The sequence below is a fragment of the Scopulibacillus daqui genome, from assembly GCF_016908855.1.
In the GTDB taxonomy this organism is placed as follows: Bacteria; Bacillota; Bacilli; order Bacillales; family Sporolactobacillaceae; genus Scopulibacillus_A; species Scopulibacillus_A daqui.
This window is the reverse complement of record NZ_JAFBER010000001.1, coordinates 68,731-91,925: the sequence shown is the minus strand read 5'-3', so window position 1 is coordinate 91,925 and position 23,195 is coordinate 68,731. Positions and strand designations below refer to the sequence as shown.

General features: G+C 40.8%; 24 protein-coding genes and 1 riboswitch. Of the genes, 12 read left to right on the top strand and 12 right to left on the bottom strand.

Annotated features, from left to right (window positions below; all coding sequences use genetic code 11):
- Window positions 1–158 precede the first annotated feature (158 nt).
- The gene (locus JOD45_RS00480) at window positions 159–1,076 is read left to right on the top strand and encodes a 1,4-dihydroxy-2-naphthoate polyprenyltransferase (protein WP_205001839.1); all 918 of its coding nucleotides are present in this window, start codon (window positions 159–161) and stop codon (window positions 1,074–1,076) included.
- Between the two features lie 42 nt (window positions 1,077–1,118).
- On the opposite strand, the gene JOD45_RS00475 is transcribed toward JOD45_RS00480, so the two are convergent.
- From JOD45_RS00475 to JOD45_RS00465, 3 genes are all read right to left on the bottom strand, one after another.
- A complete protein-coding gene (locus JOD45_RS00475) occupies window positions 1,119–1,511 on the bottom strand; it encodes a DCC1-like thiol-disulfide oxidoreductase family protein (RefSeq protein ID WP_205001838.1) in 393 nt (130 codons plus the stop codon).
- A gap of 10 nt (window positions 1,512–1,521) precedes the next feature.
- Entirely contained in the window at window positions 1,522–2,280 is a 759-nt protein-coding gene (gene nfsA / locus JOD45_RS00470; RefSeq protein WP_205001837.1) for an oxygen-insensitive NADPH nitroreductase, read from the bottom strand.
- Between the two features lie 157 nt (window positions 2,281–2,437).
- Entirely contained in the window at window positions 2,438–3,400 is a 963-nt protein-coding gene (locus JOD45_RS00465; RefSeq protein WP_205001836.1) for a carbohydrate kinase family protein, read from the bottom strand.
- 386 nt (window positions 3,401–3,786) lie between these two features.
- Between JOD45_RS00465 and queD the strand changes: the two genes are divergently transcribed.
- Genes queD through queC form a run of 3 tightly spaced genes read left to right on the top strand, consistent with a single transcriptional unit; the run spans window position 3,787 to window position 5,678 of the window.
- Window positions 3,787–4,263 carry a 6-carboxytetrahydropterin synthase QueD gene (gene queD, locus JOD45_RS00460; protein WP_205001835.1) on the top strand — a complete coding sequence of 159 codons (477 nt, stop codon included), beginning with the start codon at window positions 3,787–3,789 and terminating at the stop codon, window positions 4,261–4,263.
- Window positions 4,253–4,990, top strand: a complete 738-nt coding sequence (locus tag JOD45_RS00455) for a 7-carboxy-7-deazaguanine synthase QueE (RefSeq protein WP_205001833.1) — start codon at window positions 4,253–4,255, stop codon at window positions 4,988–4,990. The genes queD and JOD45_RS00455 overlap by 11 nt, the downstream gene beginning before the upstream one ends.
- 1 nt (window position 4,991) lies before the next feature.
- Window positions 4,992–5,678, top strand: coding sequence for a 7-cyano-7-deazaguanine synthase QueC (gene queC, locus JOD45_RS00450; RefSeq protein WP_205001832.1), 687 nt, complete (start codon window positions 4,992–4,994; stop codon window positions 5,676–5,678).
- 203 nt (window positions 5,679–5,881) lie between these two features.
- Here queC and JOD45_RS00445 read toward each other — a convergent pair whose 3' ends face one another.
- Both JOD45_RS00445 and JOD45_RS00440 read right to left on the bottom strand, forming a co-directional pair.
- Entirely contained in the window at window positions 5,882–6,115 is a 234-nt protein-coding gene (locus JOD45_RS00445) for an indolepyruvate ferredoxin oxidoreductase subunit alpha (protein WP_205001831.1), read from the bottom strand.
- Window positions 6,116–6,198: 83 nt separating this feature from the next.
- On the bottom strand, window positions 6,199–7,371 hold the full coding sequence (locus JOD45_RS00440; protein ID WP_205001830.1) for a cytochrome P450: 1,173 nt from the start codon (window positions 7,369–7,371) through the stop codon (window positions 6,199–6,201).
- A gap of 580 nt (window positions 7,372–7,951) precedes the next feature.
- Here JOD45_RS00440 and JOD45_RS00435 point away from each other — a divergent pair.
- The 4 genes from JOD45_RS00435 (at window position 7,952) to JOD45_RS00420 (ending at window position 11,702) form a co-directional block, all read left to right on the top strand.
- Window positions 7,952–9,130, top strand: a complete 1,179-nt coding sequence (locus JOD45_RS00435) for a sensor histidine kinase (RefSeq protein WP_205001829.1) — start codon at window positions 7,952–7,954, stop codon at window positions 9,128–9,130.
- Window positions 9,131–9,159: 29 nt separating this feature from the next.
- A complete protein-coding gene (locus JOD45_RS00430; RefSeq protein ID WP_205001828.1) occupies window positions 9,160–9,831 on the top strand; it encodes a response regulator transcription factor in 672 nt (223 codons plus the stop codon).
- A gap of 115 nt (window positions 9,832–9,946) precedes the next feature.
- On the top strand, window positions 9,947–10,405 hold the full coding sequence (locus JOD45_RS00425; RefSeq protein ID WP_205001827.1) for a DUF1453 family protein: 459 nt from the start codon (window positions 9,947–9,949) through the stop codon (window positions 10,403–10,405).
- Window positions 10,406–10,586: 181 nt separating this feature from the next.
- Window positions 10,587–11,702, top strand: a complete 1,116-nt coding sequence (locus JOD45_RS00420; RefSeq protein WP_205001826.1) for a GerAB/ArcD/ProY family transporter — start codon at window positions 10,587–10,589, stop codon at window positions 11,700–11,702.
- A 136-nt stretch (window positions 11,703–11,838) separates the two neighbouring features.
- Here JOD45_RS00420 and JOD45_RS00415 read toward each other — a convergent pair whose 3' ends face one another.
- Together JOD45_RS00415 and psiE are read right to left on the bottom strand one after the other, a co-directional pair.
- Window positions 11,839–12,693: an esterase/lipase family protein gene (locus JOD45_RS00415; RefSeq protein ID WP_205001825.1), complete on the bottom strand. Its 855-nt coding sequence runs from the start codon at window positions 12,691–12,693 to the stop codon at window positions 11,839–11,841.
- 176 nt (window positions 12,694–12,869) lie between these two features.
- Entirely contained in the window at window positions 12,870–13,277 is a 408-nt protein-coding gene (gene psiE, locus JOD45_RS00410) for a phosphate-starvation-inducible protein PsiE (protein WP_205001824.1), read from the bottom strand.
- A gap of 255 nt (window positions 13,278–13,532) precedes the next feature.
- Between psiE and JOD45_RS00405 the strand changes: the two genes are divergently transcribed.
- On the top strand, window positions 13,533–14,858 hold the full coding sequence (locus JOD45_RS00405) for a S8 family peptidase (protein ID WP_205001823.1): 1,326 nt from the start codon (window positions 13,533–13,535) through the stop codon (window positions 14,856–14,858).
- A gap of 36 nt (window positions 14,859–14,894) precedes the next feature.
- Here JOD45_RS00405 and JOD45_RS00400 read toward each other — a convergent pair whose 3' ends face one another.
- Complete coding sequence (locus tag JOD45_RS00400; RefSeq protein ID WP_205001822.1) at window positions 14,895–16,229, bottom strand: Nramp family divalent metal transporter; 1,335 nt, start codon at window positions 16,227–16,229, stop codon at window positions 14,895–14,897.
- A 31-nt stretch (window positions 16,230–16,260) separates the two neighbouring features.
- Here JOD45_RS00400 and JOD45_RS00395 point away from each other — a divergent pair, with 31 nt between their 5' ends.
- A complete protein-coding gene (locus JOD45_RS00395) occupies window positions 16,261–16,512 on the top strand; it encodes a hypothetical protein (protein WP_205001821.1) in 252 nt (83 codons plus the stop codon).
- Window positions 16,472–16,602: riboswitch (FMN riboswitch) on the top strand. (Overlaps the previous gene by 41 nt.)
- A 160-nt stretch (window positions 16,603–16,762) precedes the next feature.
- The gene (locus JOD45_RS00390) at window positions 16,763–17,377 is read left to right on the top strand and encodes an ECF transporter S component (RefSeq protein WP_205002168.1); all 615 of its coding nucleotides are present in this window, start codon (window positions 16,763–16,765) and stop codon (window positions 17,375–17,377) included.
- 58 nt (window positions 17,378–17,435) lie between these two features.
- Here JOD45_RS00390 and JOD45_RS16915 read toward each other — a convergent pair whose 3' ends face one another.
- The 4 genes from JOD45_RS16915 to JOD45_RS00370 form a co-directional block, all read right to left on the bottom strand.
- Window positions 17,436–17,528, bottom strand: coding sequence for a YjcZ family sporulation protein (locus tag JOD45_RS16915; RefSeq protein WP_205002167.1), 93 nt, complete (start codon window positions 17,526–17,528; stop codon window positions 17,436–17,438).
- Between the two features lie 171 nt (window positions 17,529–17,699).
- Window positions 17,700–18,620, bottom strand: coding sequence for a nucleoside hydrolase (locus JOD45_RS00380; RefSeq protein WP_205001820.1), 921 nt, complete (start codon window positions 18,618–18,620; stop codon window positions 17,700–17,702).
- A gap of 126 nt (window positions 18,621–18,746) precedes the next feature.
- Window positions 18,747–19,931, bottom strand: a complete 1,185-nt coding sequence (locus JOD45_RS00375) for a NupC/NupG family nucleoside CNT transporter (protein ID WP_205001819.1) — start codon at window positions 19,929–19,931, stop codon at window positions 18,747–18,749.
- A gap of 386 nt (window positions 19,932–20,317) precedes the next feature.
- Window positions 20,318–21,610 carry an NCS2 family permease gene (locus JOD45_RS00370; protein ID WP_338056010.1) on the bottom strand — a complete coding sequence of 431 codons (1,293 nt, stop codon included), beginning with the start codon at window positions 21,608–21,610 and terminating at the stop codon, window positions 20,318–20,320.
- Between the two features lie 217 nt (window positions 21,611–21,827).
- Between JOD45_RS00370 and JOD45_RS00365 the strand changes: the two genes are divergently transcribed.
- Window positions 21,828–23,123 (top strand): arsenic transporter, encoded by a 1,296-nt coding sequence (locus tag JOD45_RS00365; protein WP_205001818.1) that lies wholly within the window; start codon window positions 21,828–21,830, stop codon window positions 23,121–23,123.
- The last annotated feature ends 72 nt before the right edge of the window (window positions 23,124–23,195 follow it).

Below are 23,195 nucleotides of genomic sequence, written 5' to 3'. Positions count from 1 at the left end.
AATATTATTGCATTTATTTTTTTATCAATAAGTTGACACTTGAGCACTATTTTCATAAACTTGAAGAGGTTATGAGATGAAGTTCAAAAAGTCCGGGAAACAGGTTCTTCTTTTTGAACGCGCATTAAAAGTATAGATGTCATACAGGAGAGAAAAATATGAAAAAAACTGAAAAAGTCAGTAAAAACACTGGCTGGAAGAAATGGTGGCATATGCTGCGTCCGCATACATTAAATGCCTCTTTCGTCCCTGTAACTTTGGGAACGGCCATCGCCCTTCCTGTCAGCGGCTTTCGCATATCCCTTTTTATCGCCATGCTGGCCGCCTCAATGCTTATCCAAATTGCTACAAACCTTTTTAACGAATACTTCGATTTCAAAAGGGGTTTGGATACCGAGGAGTCAGTCGGCATCGGCGGGACGATTGTCCGCGATGGCGTAAAACCAAAGACTGTGTTGAATCTCGCCTACACTTTTTGCTTTATCGCCATTCTTATCGGTGTCTATATCTGCATGGAAAGCAGCTGGTGGCTGGCAGTGATTGGTTTGGTTTGCATGATGGTTGCCTATTTTTATTCGGGCGGTCCTTATCCTATCGCCTACACACCGCTGGGAGAACTCGCCGCGGGACTGTTCATGGGCTTTATTATTATTTTAATTTCCTTCTATATTCAAACAGGCACTGTCACTCTAAATTGTATTTTAATTGCTGTTCCTGTCGGGCTGTTAGTCGGCGGCATTAATATGGCTAATAATATCCGCGATTTAGAAGGCGATAAAGAAAAAGGCAGACACACATTGCCGATCCTTTTAGGAAGAAAAAGAGCGATTATGTTGCTTGCCGGTCTTTTTGTTTTATCATACCTTTGGATTATCGGATTAATGATTTTCAAAATAGAATCGGCATGGATGATGATAGTTTTTGCCAGCTTGCCTAAAGCCATTCAAGCAACAAAATTATTTATCGGCAAAACAAAATCAATCCAGCTGATGCCTGCTATGAAAGCAACTGCGCAAATGCAAACCCTTTTCGGCTTTTTGCTGGCTATCGGCTTAGTTTTGGATTACTTTGTATAAAGCATAAGACTCTCCTTATCATTAGGAGAGTCTTTATTTGGGCTAAGATATCCGGCAATGATCATCTTTACATTTGCCAACAGGAAACAAATGTCTTCTTTTTGCAATAAAGTCATATAATTGATGACCAACGCCTAAAAAGATCGCTATTTGAATAAAAGGAACAGCTATCCAATAGGCAGGGATCTGTTTCGCAATTTCACGAACTGTATAAATTCCTGTGAAATCGCGCCTCTTCTTAGTGTCGATGGCATAAATCCTTTCCTCAGGGTGCTTGTCTTTGAGGCGATATGCCTTCATCACCATTGGATTTCTGAAAGACATCCATGCAATCCGCTTCTTCTTGTCCCGCTTTTTTAACATCCGCATCGCAGCTGTGCAAAGCCTGCAATCGCCATCATAAAAAACAAGCAGTCTTTGAGACAATGTGATCACCCTCACTGATTTAATCTAAAGGAAGGCCTTTGCTTTGCAGAAATTGTTTCATATACATACGGGTTGGATGCGAAACCTTCGACGCTATTTGCTCTGTCCAGCGATCGGCCCTTTTCCCGCCTGTCCGTTCTTTATAGTATGCCGCAATATCATGATTGTATTGTTTTAATTGTTCTTTTAATGCTTCATCGTCTTGAACATATGCCTCTTGATGATAAATATTTTCAAAAGGCAGACGCTGCTTTTGGGCGGCTGCTTTTGCCGGATAGCCGACACAAAGCCCAAATAACGGAATGACTCGGTCAGGCGTTTTTAAAAGTTTAGTGACTTCATGGAGATTATTTCTGATTCCGCCAATATAACAAATGCCAAGACCCATTGATTCAGCCGCAATGACCGCATTTTGCGCCGCTAATGCCGCATCGATGCAGCTGACCATGAACATTTCTGTTGATTCAATGGATGTCAAAATATCCTCTGTCTCTAATCCTTCTATTTCGGCTGCAAGCTTGTGGCGATGAAGATCTGAGCAAAATACAAAAAGGTGTCCGTTTTCCGCTACATAGCGCTGATGCCCAGCGAGTTCAGCCAGTTTTTCTTTCTTTTCCCGATCGGTAATCCCAATAATCGTATAAGCTTGGATGAAACTTGAGGTTGAGGCAGCCTGCGCACTTTTTACGATAACTTCAATTTGTTCGCCGGTGAGTTTCTTATCTTCAAATGATCTTATTGAGCGATGATTTAAAATTGTTTGAATGGTTTCGTTCAACACTAATCTCCCCTTTTTGAGATATGAAAGAAAAAGCCGTTATCGTTATCTATATTTTAGCCTATTATGCTATTTAGTTTTAGAGTAGCACATTCGACTAAGAAGAAAAAATGATATGCAAAGAGGCCGCCGAAGTTGACCCCGACAGCCTCATAGATTATTTTACCAGTCCTTTCAGCGCTTGAAGAGCGCTGAGTTTTCCTTTTTCTTTGCAAACCGCCCACTTTGAAGCCAGCGCCTTTAACAGCAAATCTTCTAATACGATCCGATCATATATCACTTCATTTATCGTTTCAGGCGTTATTTCTTTACGAAGACATTCATAAATGAGACTGCCGATAAAAGCCTCCTCTCCTGCACCGATAGGATTGACCGTTTCTAAAAGGTAATCAATGTGGCCCCGTTCTCTTCTAGTGACATAAGTCAGCCCTTGCTTTCCTTTTTTTATTATTAACAGTTTGGTTTTCCCGGTAAAAAGCTGTTTCGCAGCGGCATATTCATCCGTTTTGTTTGTCAGAAAACGGCATTCGTCTTCATCTAAAATGAGAATATGCGAGTGAGGAATAAAATGGAGAATCGTTTCCCGCGTAATGGTCTCATTTGGCCAGTGTTTTACAGATAACCGCGGAGCAAATGTAATCATGCATCCATTTCTTCCTGCCAGATTAATAGCCGTTTCGAGCGCTGCTCTCGATGTATTTTTGATTAATGGCATAGAACTGAAAAAGAGAACATCACCTTTCTCAAACCAATGGGAATGAATATCTTCAGATTTTAGCAGCATGTCTGCAGAAGACTCTCTAAAAAAAATAGTTTCCCGATCATCAGCAGAAATAAAGCTGACACTTGTATTTGCTTTTGGCGTTTGTGAAAAATAATTGACATCCACACCATTAGATTTAAGCGTTTCGATGAGGAACTCGCCAAAAGCATCGTTGCCGGTTTTGCCGACCATTTGGCATTTTGCGCCCATGACAGCGACAGCCGCCGCAGTTAAAGCGGCCACGCCGGAAGCCTCCCGCTCATAATGCTGTGCATCTTTTAATCCATTCTTTTCATCAACAGGTATAAATTCAACCGCCGCATCGCCGATTGAAATGCATTTGTTTGTTAAGGTCATGATACACCGTCCTTTACATGTCAATCTCTTAATTATAATTTTTCGGAAAGACTTTGGTGTTTTTCACTATCGAATCCATATCATCATCCAGAAGTTTAATATTTTAGCATGAGTTTTCTTTAACTTATTTATTTGGTATAATACATCTTTGTACGCAAGGAAAATATCATTTAGGTACATCGCATTAGGGCGCAGTGCCAGCGATTTTTTTCTGCAACTGTGAGGGTTCGAAATTCCCGCCCCTCATTAAACAAAACTAGGGAGCGTAAATAAATAGTCTATTCTTCCCCGCTTTTTAGGAAGAAATTATATATTTTCGCTCTCCCCGTATACGCTTCATATGTTTGAATGCGTGTTTGAAAAAATTTTCAAGGGAGATTTTTTTTATGTTTGAAATACCTCATAAGGTCCAAAAAATTGACGTTGATATCAAACGCCATCAATTAAAATATCATCACAAACGCGTCGCTGTGACCAAACAATTCACCTTTGATGCGGCCCATCATCTACACTGTTATGAAGGAAAATGCAAAAGTATGCATGGCCATACTTACAAATTAATGATTACAATCAGCGGCTTTTTAAATGATATAGGTATTGCTGTAGACTTTGGCGACATCAAAACGCTTTTCAAAAAAGCGATAGAAGAAAAACTCGATCACCGCTACCTTAATGAAGTTTTGCCTCCAATGAATACCACTGCGGAAAATATGGTTGTCTGGATGTGGGAAGCTTTAGATAAAGAAATGGAAGCGATAGGGCTAAAAGAAGCGGGCCATCGTCTGGAAGAACTGACATTGTTCGAAACCCCAACGAGCTCTGCAACGATAAAAAGAGAATGGATGATGGCAGATGATGAGTAAAACAAACTGGACACTGCCGTCAAGAGAGGAATACGGCCAATGGACATTGCCGATGGTAGAGATTTTTGAAACCGTTGAAGGCGAAGGGATGGGACAAGGTTTTCCAACCGTTTTTGTCCGTGTCTTCCATTGTAATTTAAGATGCACATGGTGTGATACGCCGTACAGCTATGCGCCTGAAAAACCCGCTTTTGAAGCGGCCATTGATGAAATCATTGAAAAGATTTCATCGTATTCAAGCCGGCGGATTTGTTTCACAGGCGGCGAACCGCTGATTCATCGAATAAAATCGGCGGCCCTTATTCAAGCGATGGCCGATATGGATCAGATCGTTGATATTCATATTGAAACAAATGGCGCCATTGATCTGGAACCGTTCGAAAAACTTCGCCGGAACCATCCGCAATGGATGAATAAAGTCCGGTATGTCATGGACTATAAGCTGCCTGATTCCGGAGAAACAAAGAAAATGATTCACTCAAATTTTGATTGCCTAAGACCGCAAGATGAAGTGAAATTTGTCATCGGCAGCGACGAAGATTTTTCCTTTGCAAAAAAAGTGATTAATGAATATCACAAAGAAGGCCAGATTCTTCTCAGTCCGGTTTGGGAGACGATGCCGCCTCAACGGCTTGTCGAAAAAATCCTGGAAGAACCGATGCCTCATGCCAAACTCAGCATGCAGCTGCACAAAATCATTTGGGATCCAAATCAAAGAGGTGTATAAAATGACGAAGAAAGCTGTTATTGTATTAAGCGGCGGTCTGGACAGCACGACATGTATGGGAATAGCGAAAAATGAAGGCTATGACCTTTACCCGATGACCTTCAGCTATGGCCAGCGCCATGATCGCGAAGTTGAACAAGCGAAGAAAGTAGCTGAACATTATCAAGTAAAAGATCACCGGATTGTTGATATCCAATTCTTTAATCAAATTGGCGGCAGCGCCCTCACGGATAAAACGATTAAAGTGCCGGAAGCAAATGGCGAAGAAGGGATTCCTGTCACTTATGTCCCGGCCCGCAACATGATTTTCTTATCTTTGGCGAGCGCCTATGCGGAAGTGATTGGCGCCGAAGCCATTTACATCGGCGTTTCATCAGTTGATTACAGCGGCTACCCTGACTGCCGCCCAGAATTTATTAACAGCATGAATGAAACGATTAATCTGGCAACTAAAGCCGGCGTTACAGATCATCGCATCGACATTAAAGCACCGCTTATGCATCTCAACAAAGCCGAAACCGTAAAAGCCGGCACAAAGCTCAATGTTCCTTATGAACTGACAACGTCTTGCTATAACGGCGAAGAAGCAGCTTGCGGTGTCTGCGACAGCTGTCAATTAAGGATTAAAGGATTTAAGGAAGCCGGCGCAAAGGATCCTATTCCCTATAAAATTGATATTGATTGGTAAAGTCATCGAGGCGGCCTTTTTATTTATGAGGCCTGCCTCTTTTTTCCGTCTAATATAGGAACGGATTTGTCTCTGCGGTGCTATTGCTGAAGAACATCATCGTGTGCTTTGACGGCGTCTCCCTCTTTCTCCGAGAGCAATAAAAAAGGCTCCCAAAAATCAGTTGCCTAACTTTTGGAACAGCCTCTCTTAACGGTGGATATTTATTTAAAAAAATCTTTATTCAACTGAATAAATTTTTGTTCTTCAACCGGCACTTCATCATCAGCGTAAATCGCTTCAACCGGACATACGGCTTCACAAGCCCCGCAGTCGATGCACGAATCGGGGTCGATATAATACATGTCATCTCCCTCATGGATACAATCAACTGGACAAGTTTCAACGCATTCCGCGGCTTTCTCATCTTTACAAGGCGAGGTTATGACAAAAGCCATGATGGTTCCTCCTTTTCTCTCCTTAACAAGTTTAAGAAAACAAACGCTTTCAGATCCATATCGTGGACCCGATGAATAGGCTTCTAACGTTTGGACATTTCTACCGGCAATGCTTTTAAACCATAGACAAATCCGCTGATAATAGGTTCTAATTCACACGGCACCAGCTGGAATTCCGCAAATCGTTCAAACAGCGCTTCAAACGCAATTTTGGCTTCTAAACGTGCTAGATGAGCGCCAATACAAAAATGAATGCCCTTTCCAAACGCAAGGTGCTGATGAGGCGTTCGATGTATATCGAATTGTTCCGGATCGGCAAACACCCGCTCATCTCGATTAGCCGATCCTATCCAAACATTTACTTGCTCGCCCGCCTGTAAAAGCCGGCCTGCAAATTCAGTGTCCTGCTTAACTATTCGGCTGGTCGCTTGAACCGGCGAATAGTACCTGAGAACCTCTTCAAGAGCAGGGGGAATCAAACGAAAATCCTGCTGTATTTCATTAAGTGCTGCCGGGTGTTCAAGAAAACATCGACAAGCATTTGTAATCAAATTTGTTGTGGTTTCATTGCCTGCAGCCAACAGCAATATAGAAAAATTTATAATTTCTTGCACGGTCAAATGACAGCCGTTAATTTCTGCCGCTATTAATGCGCTTATGAGATCTTCACGCGGTTCTTTCCTGCGCTGTTCAATAACGCCGGCAAAATATTCTTCCAGCTCCATTCGCCCTTGTAACTTGCGTTGTTTTAAACGCTGAATGGTTTCTGGATTCATGTCCCTTGGTCCTTCCACGAGCAAATCAGACCAGCGTTTGAATTGTTCACGGTCTTCAGAAGGCACCCCCAGGAGTTCCGCGATGATAATGACCGGTAAGGGATAAGCCAAATCTTTGACAATGTCCATTTGGTGCTGATTTTCTACACTATCAAGCAATTCGCTGGCAATTTCCTGAATCCGCGGTTCTAAATCTGATATGGCTTTTGGGGTAAAAGCGCGACTAATAATCCCGCGCAATTCGGTATGTCTTGGCCTGTCCATACTTAATATACTGGATTTTTCCATTTCCTCCGGTCGACGGACCGATGAAAACGTATCGTGGTCACGCAAGATTTTAATGGCTTCATCATACGTGAAGATATCCCACGTAACTTGCGCTTCATTAAAGAAGACCGGCGACTCTTGGCGCATTTTTTTATACCATGGAAAAGGGTTAAGACGTTCTTCTTTCTCAATCGGGCCTTTTATTATCCTCATTTTCAAATCCTCTCCTTTACGCTTTTCCTGTTATGCTTTTTAGAATCCTTAAAAGTAACATGATGATCATACAGCTCACCCCGATTTAATATTCTTTTTCCGTTTTAAGCCTTGGTTCTCTGAGAATACTGCCGTTATAGCATGCATTCCTTACGGATATCGTTCCCAGACAAGTTAAGGTGACTGCAAAAACGCTCTATTTCCGTCTGCCTATGGATTGAATTCTCAATCTGTCTTTCTCTATCAGGAGATAGATTTAAAATGATATGATACATGGTAAAATATATCCACATAACCAGACTTGCTTAAGGAACCGGGGCAGCCGAAAAAAACATATTGGGGCGGGCGCCAGATAGTCAATATGCGGCACTTAGCGGAGCCATTAGCTCATAATAAACGTTTTTTATCTTTTTTAGCTTAATGCCTCTATCCAAACTATAACAGCTATAACCATTTCCATCGTCTATCTGCAGATTGATTTGTTACGCTTAAATATATCTATAGATAGAGGGAAAGGGCATCCTTTGTTTGATACAATAACCAGGCAAAAACGACAATCCGTATTGATTTTCGGGAGGAGGTGATAATTTTGTCTTTTGATGTAGATGTCCGGTTGATTAGAATCATCGGAACGATCGCTCTCGTATTCATTTATTACCGCGAATATACAGACCAAGATATTGCAGTCATTGTTGGATGCTCGTTGGTTCTGTTTCTGTATATCGTTTTGCTTTGGGTTCGGGAAACATGGTGGAACGGAATAAAGTACGCCGCAATTTCATTAATGATTATTGCTGCGGCGCTAGTCCTGCATATTATGTACAGCGTATCTGATCCCGTTCTGCTATGGCCATTAGTCTGGATTTTGGCGACGGTTTACGGCAAATACAGCCGTCTATCTATTGCCCTCGCCTCAATCACAATTGCAGTCATTCTTTTCATTTCATACCCGTTTTCCTTCAAAACACTGTTTATTTTGGTAGGTGTATTCGTGGGAATACTCATTTACATGATTCGACAGGACGCCTATCGAATGAATCAATTGCGGCTGCAAGAATTGAACAAAGCACATAAAGAATTACAGGAAGCACACGCTGAACTTCAAGAAGCGGCCGTCCATTCTATGAGATATGCGGCCTTGGAGGAGCGAACTCGGCTCTCCCGCGAAATTCATGATGGCCTTGGACACCAGCTGACCTCTCTTATTGTTCAGCTGCAAGCACTTGAAATCATGCTTCCTGACGATCCAAAAAAAGCTTCTGAAACCATCTCACAGCTGCTTCAAATAGCGCGGCAGGCAATGGCTGAGGTGCGGACGGCGGTCAGGGAATGGTCAAACGATGAAATGGGTCTTGGACTCGTAGCGTTAAAAGGACTTGTATCACAAATCCAAGGACGTTCGTCCATAAAGTTCGATTTTGTTCAAGACTCTGAAATGACAGAATGGCCTATTGAAATCAGTATTGTTCTGTACCGGGTTCTCCAGGAATCATTAACCAATATTCTCCGCCATTCAAACGCAACGTCGGTTACGGTGCGCATTAAAGAAAATGATGATCAAATTTTTCTGACGATAGCAGATAATGGCAACTATACAGAAAATGCACCATTGACACCCGGTTTTGGATTACAAGGGATGATGGAGCGCTGCCGCTTATATGGAGGGAATTGTACGTTTTCCCAGGAGGAACCGCACGGTCTTCGTATTGAAGCGACGCTCCCCATGACCCCGAATCCGACTGACGAAATGACAAGTTAAGTTAGACTTTACTCATGGAGGAACTGCAAATGGATGTCAATCAAAAAATACGCGTTGTGCTTGCAGATGATCAACCGATTGTCCGTCAAGGTCTAAAATACATTATTGATGCGCAGCCTGACATGGCGGTGGTTGGGGAAGCTTCTGATGGGGATGAAGCCGTAAAAATAACAAAAGCTTCCCGCCCAGAAGTTGTGTTAATGGACATACAAATGCCAAATCAGACCGGGATAGAGGCAGCTTCCGCTATTCTACAATCAATGCCGAATATAAAGGTGGTATTGCTGACTACATTCGATATTCAAGAATATGTCTTTGATGGGATTCGTGCAGGTGCTGCCGGATATTTGCTTAAAGATACGGATACTAAAGAGCTTCTCGACGGCATTCGATGGGTTTACGAGGGTCAAGCCATTTACCGAACAGCAACAGCCAGCAAAGCGCTTGCGCAAGTGATGGCCGATAAAAAGGGCATTGAATCCAGCACTGAACGGATTGAACTTCCCGAACCTTTAACTGAACGCGAGATTGATGTACTTCAGCAAATGGCTTACGGACGGCAGAATTCGGAAATTGCGGATATTCTCCATATTTCACAAGGCACCGTCAAAACACATGTACACCGCATCATTCAAAAATTAAATGTTGAGGACCGTACCCAGGCTGTTGTGTTTGCATTGCGTCAAGGCATCGTTAAATGATCACACCAGGAATCATCCGAAAACATGAAGGCAGGCATATTCATGTCATCGGATTAGATATCGTTCAAACGGTTCTTTAGACTCAAATCACCGCCTTTCGGAAAGGAACAGCAATATGAATGATTTAAGTTTAATCATCCTTATGATTATCATTATTCTCCAATTAAAAGAGAGGGAATTAAAACTAGCAAACATATGGATTTTGCCTGTTATTGTATTCTGCCTGCTTATAAACATATTTCTAACGAGACAATTTACCCTGGTAATGATTTTAATATTTATTGGATTATTCATTTTTGGCGGTGTTGTCGGGTCGGTCCGTGCTTTAACAACCACTTTGCGGCTGGATGCAGATCATAACAAAATATATTCAAGAGGTTCTTATCTCGTTTTAATCCCCTGGATAGTAGTTTTTATTCTTCGTTTAATGGTTGAATACAGCTTTGGAGGTTCAATACAACAAACATTAAACCATATATCAGACAGCATCTTATTTTTAATAGCAGGAAATTTATGTGCAGGCAGAGGCATACTGCTTTTAAAAGCAAAAAAATTGTTAAGTCAAAACGCTTAATTTGCTTAAAAAGCTGATCATTTGAAAAAGAAAAGCCGTTTCCCTTAATAAGTAAGAGGAAACGGCTTTCACATTGTGATAAGATTTTTGCTAATGAGTGCTTATATTATCCTTATTTTTTGATCATCTTTAGTAAATAATAAAGCATACGCCTTAAAAGTCACACAAAGGATAAGATGACATGCTTGAAAAAGGAAAGATTTCAGCGCTGCAGTTAGCGATTCTTCTGTTTGAGCTTCAAACCGCAACAGGCGTCATTTCTTTGCCTGGCTCCACTTATAAATACGCTAAACAGGATCTTTGGGTTTCTTATCTTTTTGCTTCGTTTATTTTTTTAATTTTTATTTACATATACTTCTATTTAAATAAGCATTATCCTAAAAAAACTTTAATCGAATATAGCACGAGCCTTCTTGGAACATTAGGTGGAAAAGCCATTGGTTTGATCTGCCTGTTTTATATCTTTTATGTATCATTATTCAATCTAGCAGAATACGGTAATTTGTTAACAGTTAACTTCTTCCCTCACACGCCCAAAATTGTAACGATAGGCAGTTTGGTTATTGTATGTTCTTTTGCTGTTTTGAGCGGTATTGAAGTCATTGGACGCTGCGCTCAGATTTTCTTCCCAGTAATCGTTGTACTTTTTCTTTTTATGCTTATCCTTATTTTATCTGAGGCTAACATGCAAAACTTATTTCCAGTTTTGGAAAATGGCTTCATTCCCCCATTAAAAGGAGGAATCGTAGCTTCAGCATGGTTTGGAGACAGCTTTATTCTTACTTTTTTGCTGCCTTTTGTCAGTGAATCAAAAAAAACGGCGGTCAAATCTGTCATCATCTCTCTCTTAATGTCGACTCTGACATTAACAACAGTCAGCCTGACTATTGTTTTTGTCCTCGGAGAAATAACAGACAAGTTTCTTTATCCTTTTATTATGGTTGCCCGCTATATAAGCGTTGCAAACTTTTTAGAACATGTGGAAGCAGCTGTTATGGCGATCTGGATTCTAGGCATGTTTATTAAGATGACTTTATTCATATATGTATTGGCGCTGGGGACTTCCCAATGGCTAAAGCTGAATGATTACCGCCCCTTGGTTTTGCCTATTGGATTTTCATTAGCCTTTTTGGAAGTTTGGGTTGCACCTAACCTTATGACTCTGATTAAAAGTTTTACTTCAGATCATATTTTTGGCATGTTCCCCAAGTATATTTTTCCGGCGTGCCTTTTTATCATAGCTTTAATCCGCCATAGATTTGTTCATAACCAAAATAATATTAAAAATGTGAAATAGGGGCCGGCAGAGTATTCAGGGAAACGCCATTATCACCCACGGCTGGCGTTATTCCGCGAAAAATCTGCTTGCCCCGTGTCCAGACTTGCATCTCCTGTACAAGTTAAAACTCTCAAAAGCTGACCTTTAAACCCATTTAATGAAAGACGCCAACAGCCCTTTCCGGATCAGCCGGCCCTTTGTTTGCTAAAGCATCTAATACAAATTTATCGACGTGAGGATCATAAGGGATGAACTGATGCTCAAATTTATCTGAAGGATAGTAGTCTTGCAAGGCAATATTGCTGACTTGTTGTTTTGAACCTTTCAGAAAAGCTGACGTATAAGGCACAACAACCTCATCATTGCGAGTGGCAATCACTGTATATGACACCTTCCCAGGGGTTTCATTACCTTTATTCAGCTTGTTGAGAAACTCTGAACCAGTCTTCTGCTGTTTGCAGGCTGCACAAGAAAGAAGATCAGCGGTCGTCCAGGTCGGATCAGGAAGTCCTGCAAAACCTTTCGTTCCGTGATTGGAAGGCACTATACCGACCAGATCATCAACCTTTTTATCCCCGCCAAGAAATTTAATATAATAGCGCGGCATCATTCCCCCTTGGCTATGACCGACAATAGAGACTTTGTCCGCCCCTGTAAGTTTAAGGACATTGTCGATAAACGCTTTCAATTCCTTTGCTGAATCTTCAATCGGTCCTGTAGAATAACCCGCTTTGCTGTAGCCATAATTTAAGGAATAAACACAATAGCCTTTTGACTTCAGTACCGGTGAAAGACCATTCCAATTAAGATCCATTCTCTCGAAAGTGCCTGGAACGAGTATCACCGGTTCAGGATGTTCCTTAGTTGGTTTGCAAGAAGGTTGATTAGCTCCCAAAGGGGGTTTTCCCTCTTTTGATAAAAAGCCGCCCGGCGTTTCCGCTTTGCCGGCCCAAGGTATTAAGGTAAGCGCTAACAAAAAAACAATGAATGCTGTTGTCCATTTTTTCATACGATAGACCTCCTATATATTTAATCAACTTCTGAAGCGGTTCATTAAAAAAAACCACACAAATTGCCCTGTTATACAGGAAATTCATGTGGTTTCTCAAAATCTCACACACTTCAGACTATTAACTTAATTAAATTGAATCATTATTAACAAGGAATGTCAATACCTTATTTGCATTAATCTTTCTTTAAAAGCCTTAAATTAGCAACATACAGCGCCATAACTAGAATGAAGATAGCCCCGGCATATAATAATGTTTCAAAAGGCTTATCATGAGACACAATAATTAAGCGAATAAGGGCCGTAATGCCAATATAAATAAAATAGCGCAGCGGAAAATGGTAATTTGATTTAAAGTATTTCACAATTAATGCAATGAATTCGAAGTATAAAAAATAAACAATGATACGCTCAGTCAGTTTATAAGAGGAATGCTTTGTATCCCAAAATATATATTTAATAAATGAAAGTGTTTCTTCTATTAAAAAGATAGATAAAACAAAAGCTAAGAGAATAAGTACGACATTCAATACCCCTTGCAATACAGAAGAAATATATGTATCGAATTTATTAAAACGTTTCAATGGATTTGCCCCTCTCTAAGATAGCTAAAAAATCATTCCCTATTATAAATTACCATATATGCCACGTCTGGCAAAGAGAGGAATCAAAATAACAGAATATCAGTCATACCGATAGAACCGCCTCCCACTCCCGCACTTCTTAAAAAAGGCACTGTCCAATCACCTTTTCTTTTCTATTAAGTGTTAAACACCCTTACCCTTGTCTCCTTGATTTCATAGATTACTTGTAAAGTATGAATGATAGGAGTGTCGGAATTGTTTGGATTTTCTATGGTGAAACTCGTTCGGGAGTTTGGGCATTGTCTTGACCGAGAATTAAGGAATCAGCTTGTTCATTTATACCGCCCGTTCAAATTTACCCCTTGTTTTTTGCATAAAAAACTTGAGTCCCATCTTAAAAAAACTAAGAAGATTCCTGTTATTATCGAATTTCACGATGAAAAATGTTTTCTAAAAGGCATCGATGGGGTCAACAAAATTGTTCAGACTCACAAAAAATGTAAGATTAAAAACCATTACTCGAGAATCTCTTGCTGCAGCGCTGAATTAACGCCTCTGTCTATCGAAAAACTGCTTCATTCTTGTGACAGCATTAAAAAGATCCATTTTGACAGGGAAGTTCACGCACTGTTAAATGTTGCTGTTCCAACCATCCACGCCAAAAACATTAAAAAGAATAATACAACACTAACTGGTAAAGGTGTTAATATCGCGATTGTTGATACAGGGATTTATCCGCACAAAGATTTGGAAGGCCGGATTATTGAGTTTAAAGATTTTGTTGGCAACAAGACAAAACCTTATGACGATAACGGTCACGGAACACATTGTGCAGGCGACGCCGCAGGCAGCGGCGCTTCTTCCAACGGCAAATACGCGGGGCCGGCTCCGGAAGCAAACCTCATCGGCGTTAAAGTGCTGAATAAATTAGGGTCAGGCTCTCTTTCAACTATTATTGACGGTGTTCAATGGTGTATAGATTATAACGAAGATGATCATCCCGAACATAGAATTGATATCATATCCATGTCGTTAGGCGGTTCACCGCAAAAAATGGATAAGGAAGAATCCGATCCTTTGGTACGCATCGTCGACAAAGCTTGGGACAGCGGTATTGTCGTCTGTGTGGCAGCAGGAAACGAAGGCCCTGATGCTAAGACAATCTCAAGTCCCGGACTTAGCCGGAAAGTCATTACTGTGGGCGCAATGGATGATAAAAACACCGATAACACTAATGATGATATCATAGCCAAATTTTCAAGCAGAGGACCGACCATTTACGGTCTTAACAAGCCCGATATTGTCGCGCCGGGAGTAGATATTATTTCTCTTCGTTCACCATCCTCATTCCTTGATAAAACACAAAAATCCAGCAGGGTTGACAAGCATTATCTTTCATTATCAGGCACATCTATGGCCACCCCCATTTGCGCCGGATCAGTTGCGCTCTTGCTTGAATGCCAATCCAGTTTAACCCCTGATGAAGCTAAAGAATTATTAATGAAAGGCGCAAAAAAACTTGGTGATAATCCGAACATCTACGGAGCGGGGTATGTCGATATCGAACAAACAGTCAAATAAGGCTATGCAAAAAACTCGCCGGGACGGCGAGTTTTTTTATCCAAATATTGTTTGAACTAACAAAAATAAATTCAGCAAAATAACAAGTACAGCGACAATCCAAGACGCGATTGTTGTCCATTTATGATTGACCAGTTCACCCATAATCTTTTTATTGCTTGTAAACATGATCAGCGGTACAAGCGCAAAAGCAATGCCGAATGATAAGACAACTTGGCTCATGACTAACGCATAAGTGGTATTCACGCCAAAAACAATAATGGCGAGCGGAGGTATCATAGTAATTAATCTCCGCACGTAAATAGGAATGCGTTTCTTAATAAAGCCTTGCATAACCACATCGCCGGACATCGTTCCAACCGATGAACTTGATAAACCGGCAATCAAAAGACCCAAGCCAAACAAAATGGCAGAAACAGGGCCGACTAATTGCCCGAATTTAACATAAGCAACGTCTAAATCGCTGACAAGCAAGCCATGTTTATGAAAAAGCGCCGCTCCAACAATAAGCATGCTCATGTTGATAGCTCCTGCAATAAGCATGGCAATGACAATGTCGATAAATTCAAATTTAAAAATTTGCCGTTTTTCTTTTTCATTTCGGCCGACAACACGATTTTGCGTGAGGTGGGAATGAAGATAGATAGCATGCGGCATCACTGTTGCCCCAAGGATGCCCGTCGCAAGCAGCACCGTTTGTACACCATCGAACCTTGGAATTAGAGCCCCTTCAAGAACTGACATGGCATCAGGTTTGGCGAGAACAACCTGGCAGACGAACGCTAATACGACAATAAATACCATCGTTGTTATACCCGCTTCTAAAGGGCGGTAACCTTTTCTTTGTAATTCCAGCAATGCGAAAGACGCAATCGCTGTAATGACAGCGGCCGCAATCATCGGAATATGAAATAACAGATAAACCCCAAGCGCCGCTCCTATAAATTCAGCTAAGTCTGTGGCCATTATAACCAGTTCGCTTTGAATCCAAAGAAAAATCCGAACGCCTTTTGGAAATCTTTCTCTGGCAACTTCCGGCAAGTTTTTTCCTGTAGCGATTCCTAATTTGGCAGATAATGATTGAATAAGGACGGCCATTAAGTTGGATACTACAATCACCCACAAAAGCAGGTAGCCGTATTGCGATCCTGCAGTAATATTAGTGGCGAAGTTTCCCGGGTCAATGTAAGCCACCGATGCAATAAAAGCCGGGCCAAGAAACGGCAGAAGCCTCTTAATCCCTTTAACATCCCCTCTTAATACAGCCATCGCTGATCGATTATTCTTATGTCTTTTTTCCTTTTCGTTATCTTCGTTATCCACTTTTTCATTCGATACATCGTAATTCTGCGACAATGTTTTACTGCTCATAAAAAGTTTCCTCCCCACCTAAAAATAATCCATGAACAAAAAAGTTGCCTTAGGGAAAAACCGTTATATTAATAATGTATTCAATAATGTTTCATTAGTCAACAGTTTTGACATTATTTTCTCCAATTCTCCTTTCTTAATCATAAAAATAAATGGTAAAAATACCTTGTTTAAAAGCCATGCAAAAAGATTGTCATTATGTTTAAACATCATATATAATATTATTGAATTTAATATTGAAGATGTTCCTTCAGGGCAGGGTGAAATTCCCGACCGGCGGTGATGAGGCCTACCTCTAAGTCCGCGAGCCGTTAAGGCAGGATCTAGTGAGAATCTAGAACCGACAGTAAAGTCTGGATGGGAGAAGGATGATACGTATGGTAAGATGATGAGCTGAGTTATTTTTATGTCTGCTCACCTTATTTAGCTGTGCTATTATAAAATACCGCCCGGGGAATTTATGCCTCAGGCGGTATTTTTTGATGGGTGCCAACGTTATCATCAGACTCTTGATCTAAAATTAATGAGGTGATCTGATGAATCAAACGTCTTTAAAAAAAACAGTAGCCATTTCATTGCTGTCAGCTATTGCTGTTTTAATTCAAGCCATTGCTTTTCCTTTGCCTATTTTTCCAGCTTTCTTGCAAATGGATTTCAGCGATATTCCTGCACTGATCGGAGGAATTTTATTGGGTCCGGCAGCGGGGGTATTAATTGAAGCTTTGAAAAACTTTTTGCATTATTTGATTTTAGGATCATTAACAGGCGTGCCAGTTGGCGAATTTTCCAACTTTATCGCTGGTTCGTTGTTTATCATAGCGGGGACTTGGTTTTATAAAAAGAAAAAGAACGCATCTTCTCTAATATACGGCCTTATCTTTGCAACAATATTTGTGTCTGTCATCATGACATTTGCCAATTACTTCATTATATTCCCAAGCTACGCTCTGTTCCTTGGATTTACAACCGATCAAGCCATTGCCATGAGCCAAAGCATTAACCATAAAATTCACAGTTTATTCACGCTGGTTGTCTTTGCCGTGCTGCCGTTTAATTTACTTAAAGGCATGGTTTTAACCATCATTACTGTACCCATTTATTCCAAACTTAAGTCACGGCTTAAAACTTTTGTCCCGGCGGAAAAATAAAAATAAGCCTTCGCTCATCAAAGCGAAGGCTTTTTATAGATTTATTGACGGGCGCTGATTACCAAACGTAAGCAGTGCCGACAATAATTAATAAGATAAACAAAACAACGATTAACGCGAAGCCAGCACCGTATCCAGCATATCCATCCATATCGTCAATCGCTCCTTTACACAAGTTTGAGATAGCTTCTTGCTCCTCACAGTACATACTATGCTTCCCCAGAAAAAATGATTGGACATTGGCGGAATTTTTGTGTTTATTAAATACCCGAAGAAAAAAGATCTCCATTTTTTTCTAATGAAGATCTTTTCCTCGGATCAATTATGATACCACACGTTTTAAGAAATGCGAGACGAAACGGCCGCTGTCTACATCCAGGCAAACTTTAATATGGCCATTTTCCGTTTCTTCACCGATGGTTTGGCCCTTCTCTTTGCTTTCTGTTTTAACATGAACGGCCATCGGCTTTGTCTTTACAAATCCCGGGTTGATCGCTGCACCAACAGTAAGCGGATCGTGAAGCGGACAGCCATTTAATTTCGGGTTTTCTTTAGCATACGCATCCATATAAAAGCCGCACATATGGGCTAAAGAACGTGAAAGAAGCGTATCTTTTTCCTTCCATTCATCGATAACAGAACGTTTGAGCAAAGTCTTTAATGTCACATCCAATCCGACAAGAGTCATGGGTATGCCGGATTGAAAAACAAATTGCGCCGCTTCGGCATCATGATAAATATTTGCTTCCGCATATGGCGTAATATTCCCCGGTACGGTAACAGCGCCTCCCATGACAATCACATCTGTCACCAATTGAACAATTTCAGGATCTTTTTCAATCGCTCTGGCTAAATTGCCTAGGTTTGCGGTTGTTAAAATAGACATATCGTTGGGGTGTTCATGGACTGCTGAAATGATAAAATCATGAGCCGGCATATCCCCGGCCTGTTTGTCAGCGGCAGGCAGCACAGCTTCGCCAATGCCATTTTCCCCATGAATCCAAGTCGCTCTATCCGCCGGTTCATGCCCTGCAAAAGTTTTTTCAGCGCCCGGGAAGACAGGAATATCGTCAGCGCCAAGCACTTGCAGCAGATCAAGCGTATTTCTGGTTGCTCCAGGAACGGATGTATTGCCGAATGTTGTTGTAATGCCTAAAATATTCAACTCCGGCGAATTTGCAGCATACGCAATGGCCAGTGCATCATCAATACCAGTATCTACATCTAAAATAATGTTTTTCATTACGGACGACTCCTTATTGATGAATTTCGCTAAAGAAAAACGCTCTGAATTAACTCCGTTTCTCGTCACCCAGTATATTCAAGAAGCTGCTTCACTTCACCGGTTGTCTTACTTTTAAACATTGTTTTAAAGAAAGACGCCGCAGATGGCAGCCGATAAAATAGAAGCGAGCGTTGAGCCTAAGAGCAATTTTCCGCCGAACTTTGCCACAACGTCCCCTTTTTCAGGATTGAGCGCTTTAACGCATCCGGTAATAATTCCGATGGAACTGAAGTTGGCAAAGCTGACAAGGAAGACAGAAACAATACCGACTGTTCTGTTCGTTAAATGATGGGCAATTTCCCTTAAGTCTGTCATAGCAACAAATTCATTTGTTACTAATTTCGTAGCCATAATACTTCCGGCTTGGACAATATCCTGCTTAGGCACACCCATGATGAAAGCAACAGGCGCAAAAATATAACCGATTAATTTTTGGAATGATATATGAAAAATAAATGTAAATATATCATTGATAAAATAAATTAATGCCATAAAGCCAATTAACATAGCCGCGACAGTAACGGCAACCTTAAAACCATCCATAATGCTGTCACTGACCATTTGAAAGAAAGCAGGCTTTTCACCGGTATCATCAGTGATTAGTTTATCCTCTTCTTTATCCAGTTCATACGGGTTAACGATGTTCGCAATCACCAATGCAGATAAAATATTAATGACGACGGCGACAACGACATATTTTGGCTGGATAATTTGCATGTATGAACCAACTATCGTCATGCTGACAGCACTCATAGATGACGTACATAACGTATACAATCGTTTCTTTGAAAGATAGCCCAGTTGTTTCTTTGTTGTCAGCCACACTTCAGACTGTCCGATGACAGCGGCAGTTATGGCATAGTAATTTTCGAGTTTTCCCATACCATTGATCTTGCTTAGTATAAAACCAATAAAGCGAATAATTAATGGAAGCACTTTAATATAATTGAGTATGCCGATTAATATTGAAATGAAAATAATCGGCAATAAAACATTTAAGAAGAAAGTCGCGCCGGGCTTGTTCTCCATACCGCCGAATACAAAATTAACACCTTGAACGGCCGTCCCCATTAATGCACCGAACCAGTCGGAAATAACGTGAATAATCCCGATGCCTACTTTCGTATTTAACAAAATCCACGATAGAATAAACTCCAAAACAATCATGATTATAATTGGTCTTGCTTTAATTTTCTTTCGATCACTGCTGAATATAAATCCAATGATGAAAACAAGCAAAAAACTTAATATTAAATAGACAATTTTCATCAATTAGCCCCCTATTGAATAATAAAGAAAACACGGCTGGTACAAACCTTAAAACAATGATTAGCTGCAAGCGGTGCGTATTCTATTAAGAACAGGCCCTAATGGAATCCCGAAGCTTGACTATAACAACCTATCCTGTAATCGGTTACACACATATCTAAAGTGTGCTGCATCATATCTATTTCGCCTATGGCTATGACGACTGTGACGAAAATCATAGATACTTTTCACTAGACGATTGCGGATATGACAAACAGTTTATCTGGTAACCGCTTACACCTCGCTTTTAACAATAATGATTATAGTACAAAACGCTCATTTTGAAAATAGCTTTTTACATGTTTACAAATGGTAAAAAAAGCAAAAACTCGCCAGCTGGCGAGTTTTTATGCTTGAAAAATAAAATATATCAGAAATAGTGCAGCTATGATATAAAGTGTCACAGCAACCTCTTTGGCTTTTCCTTTGGCTATTTTTAAAATCGGATAAGCAATAAATCCTAATGCGATCCCATCTACAATACTTGATGTCAGCGGAATGCACGCAATAATTAAAAATGAAGGAAATCCTTCAGTAAAATCAGCAAAGTTAATATTCTTTGTACCGCTGATCATCAGTCCGCCGATAAGAATAAGCACTGGAGCAACGGCAGTGTCAGGTATGATTTTAATAAACGGGATGAATAACAAAGAACCTAAAAATAAGACACCCGTTGTAATCGTCGTCAATCCAGTCCTTCCGCCCGAGGCAATACCCGATGCGCTTTCGACTGTGGAAACGCTCGGACTTGTTCCAAACAATCCGCAAGTGATAACGGATAGCGCTGTCGCTTGCAGTGACCTATCATACTTCTCAGGTTGATCAATCATTTTTATAAAACCATGAGTTAATCCAATATTTTCAAACAAAGTCACAAGGGTTAACGAAAAGACAGCCATCCAAAAAGTGAATGACGTGATATGCTTAAAGGACAAACCGGCAAAAACGGATTGATAGTCCTTTAAGGAAAAAGCCGATTGACCGAGTTTATGAAGGTCGGTTTGACCAAATAATATTGAAAGAACGGTTCCGGAAATGATTCCGATCAGCAAATTCCCAGGGACGTTGCGCGCAAAAAGAATCAGCGTCAATATTAAGGTCACAATCGTTAACAGAACATGCGGATCACCAAAATGCCCTAATTGGACAAACATTGATTGACTCGGGACCACGATGCCGCCTTTTTGCAATCCGATAAACGCCAGAAACAATCCGATGCCTACCCCGATGGATTCCTTTAAAGAATGGGGAATCGCATTGGAAATGATTCTTGATAAGGACGTAAAGGCAATAATTGCAAACAAAATCCCTGAGATAAAAACAGCGGCCAATGCTTCTTTCCAGCTCAATCCCATTGATTGAACGATCGTATAAGTGAATAATGCATTAATCCCCATCCCTGGAACAAGGAGCATAGGCGCATTAGCCCAAAACCCCATTAACATGGAACCGACAAACGCAACGAGAATGGTCGCAACAATCCCCGCGCTCATCGGAATACCCGCGTCACTCAGTATGGAAGCATTAACAGCAATGATATAAACGATCGTGAAAAAGGAAACAAGTCCTGCCATTAACTCGGTTTTGACTGATGACTGATTTTCTTTTAAACGAAATAGTCTGTTAAACACCTTCCTTATTTGCCTTCTTTCGTTATAACCCCTCAGCCCGCCCTATTGCATACTTACAAATCATACAATGAGCATTATTATTTTTCAAGCACTTGCAGGCAGGGATTTTTAAAGATTATTTTGCCCAAAAAGCAAATAATCATTTACCTATCATAACGCCGGCGATATGCTATATTATAATTACGCTGTTGCAGGAATCCCATCATTAATATAGGAGGATAAACGGTTGTTATCAGTCACTTTGGCCTTGTTGATTTTTTTCTTAACATTAATTTTCATTATCTGGAAGCCAAGAGGATTAGGCATTGGCTGGACGGCATGCGGCGGTGCCATCCTTGCCCTTATTGCCGGCGTTGTTCATTTTCGTGATGTCATCGTTGTTACCGGGATTGTTTGGGATGCGACGTTAACTTTTGCAGCTATTATTATGATTTCGCTTATTCTCGATGAAATTGGTTTCTTTGAATGGGCGGCTCTTCATATGGCACAAGCGGCAAAAGGCAAAGGGATCAGGATGTTTATTTATATGTCGACTCTCGGAGCGCTTGTATCTGCCTTTTTCGCTAACGACGGCGGCGCGCTGATTTTAACCCCTATTGTGTTATCAATGGTACGGGCTTTGAAGTTTAGCAAGAAAATGATTCTCCCCTATATCATGACTTGCGGTTTTATTGCCGATACCACTTCACTGCCGCTGATTGTCAGCAACTTAGTGAATATTGTTTCAGCCGATTTCTTCCATATTAGTTTTGGCGAATATGTTTCTCGCATGATTATACCGAATATTTTCTCTTTTGGGGCAAGCATTCTCGTTTTATATCTCTTTTTCAGAAAAAGCCTGCCTGAAAATTACGATCTCAGCCAATTAAAAAAACCGGCAAAAGTCATTAAGGATCAAAGAATGTTCCGCCTCTCTTGGGCTGTTTTGGCATTGCTCTTAATCGGCTACTTTTTCGGCGAGGCTTATCACATTCCGGTTTCTTTTATTGCCGGTATCATTGCTGTCTTCTTTTTAATCATGGCAAAAACAAGCCCCGCTGTCTCAACAAGACAAGTCATTAAAGACGCCCCATGGAACATTGTTTTCTTTTCTATCGGCATGTATGTTGTCGTTTATGGTCTAAAAAATGTTGGATTAACAAACGGGTTATCCCACCTTATTCAAGATCTTGCGGATCACGGCCTGTTTATCGGAACCGTTTCAATGGGATTTATTGCAGCGATCTTGTCATCAATCATGAACAACTTGCCGACGGTCATGATAGACGCCTTAGCCATCGCGCAAACCCATACAACCGGCATTGTTAAAGACGGGCTTGTCTATGCTAATGTTATCGGCTCAGATTTGGGTCCAAAAATGACCCCGATTGGTTCTCTGGCCACTTTATTATGGCTGCACGTATTGTCCAAAAAAGGAATTAAAATGTCTTGGGGCTATTATTTTAGAACCGGCATGATTTTAACTATCCCAACATTATTTGTCACTTTAATAGGTTTATACCTGTGCCTGCGATTCCTATAATATGTTCAGCCCGCCTGCCGGCGGGTTTTTCTTTTTGCATACTTATTCAAGTCATAGCAAAAACTAACATCC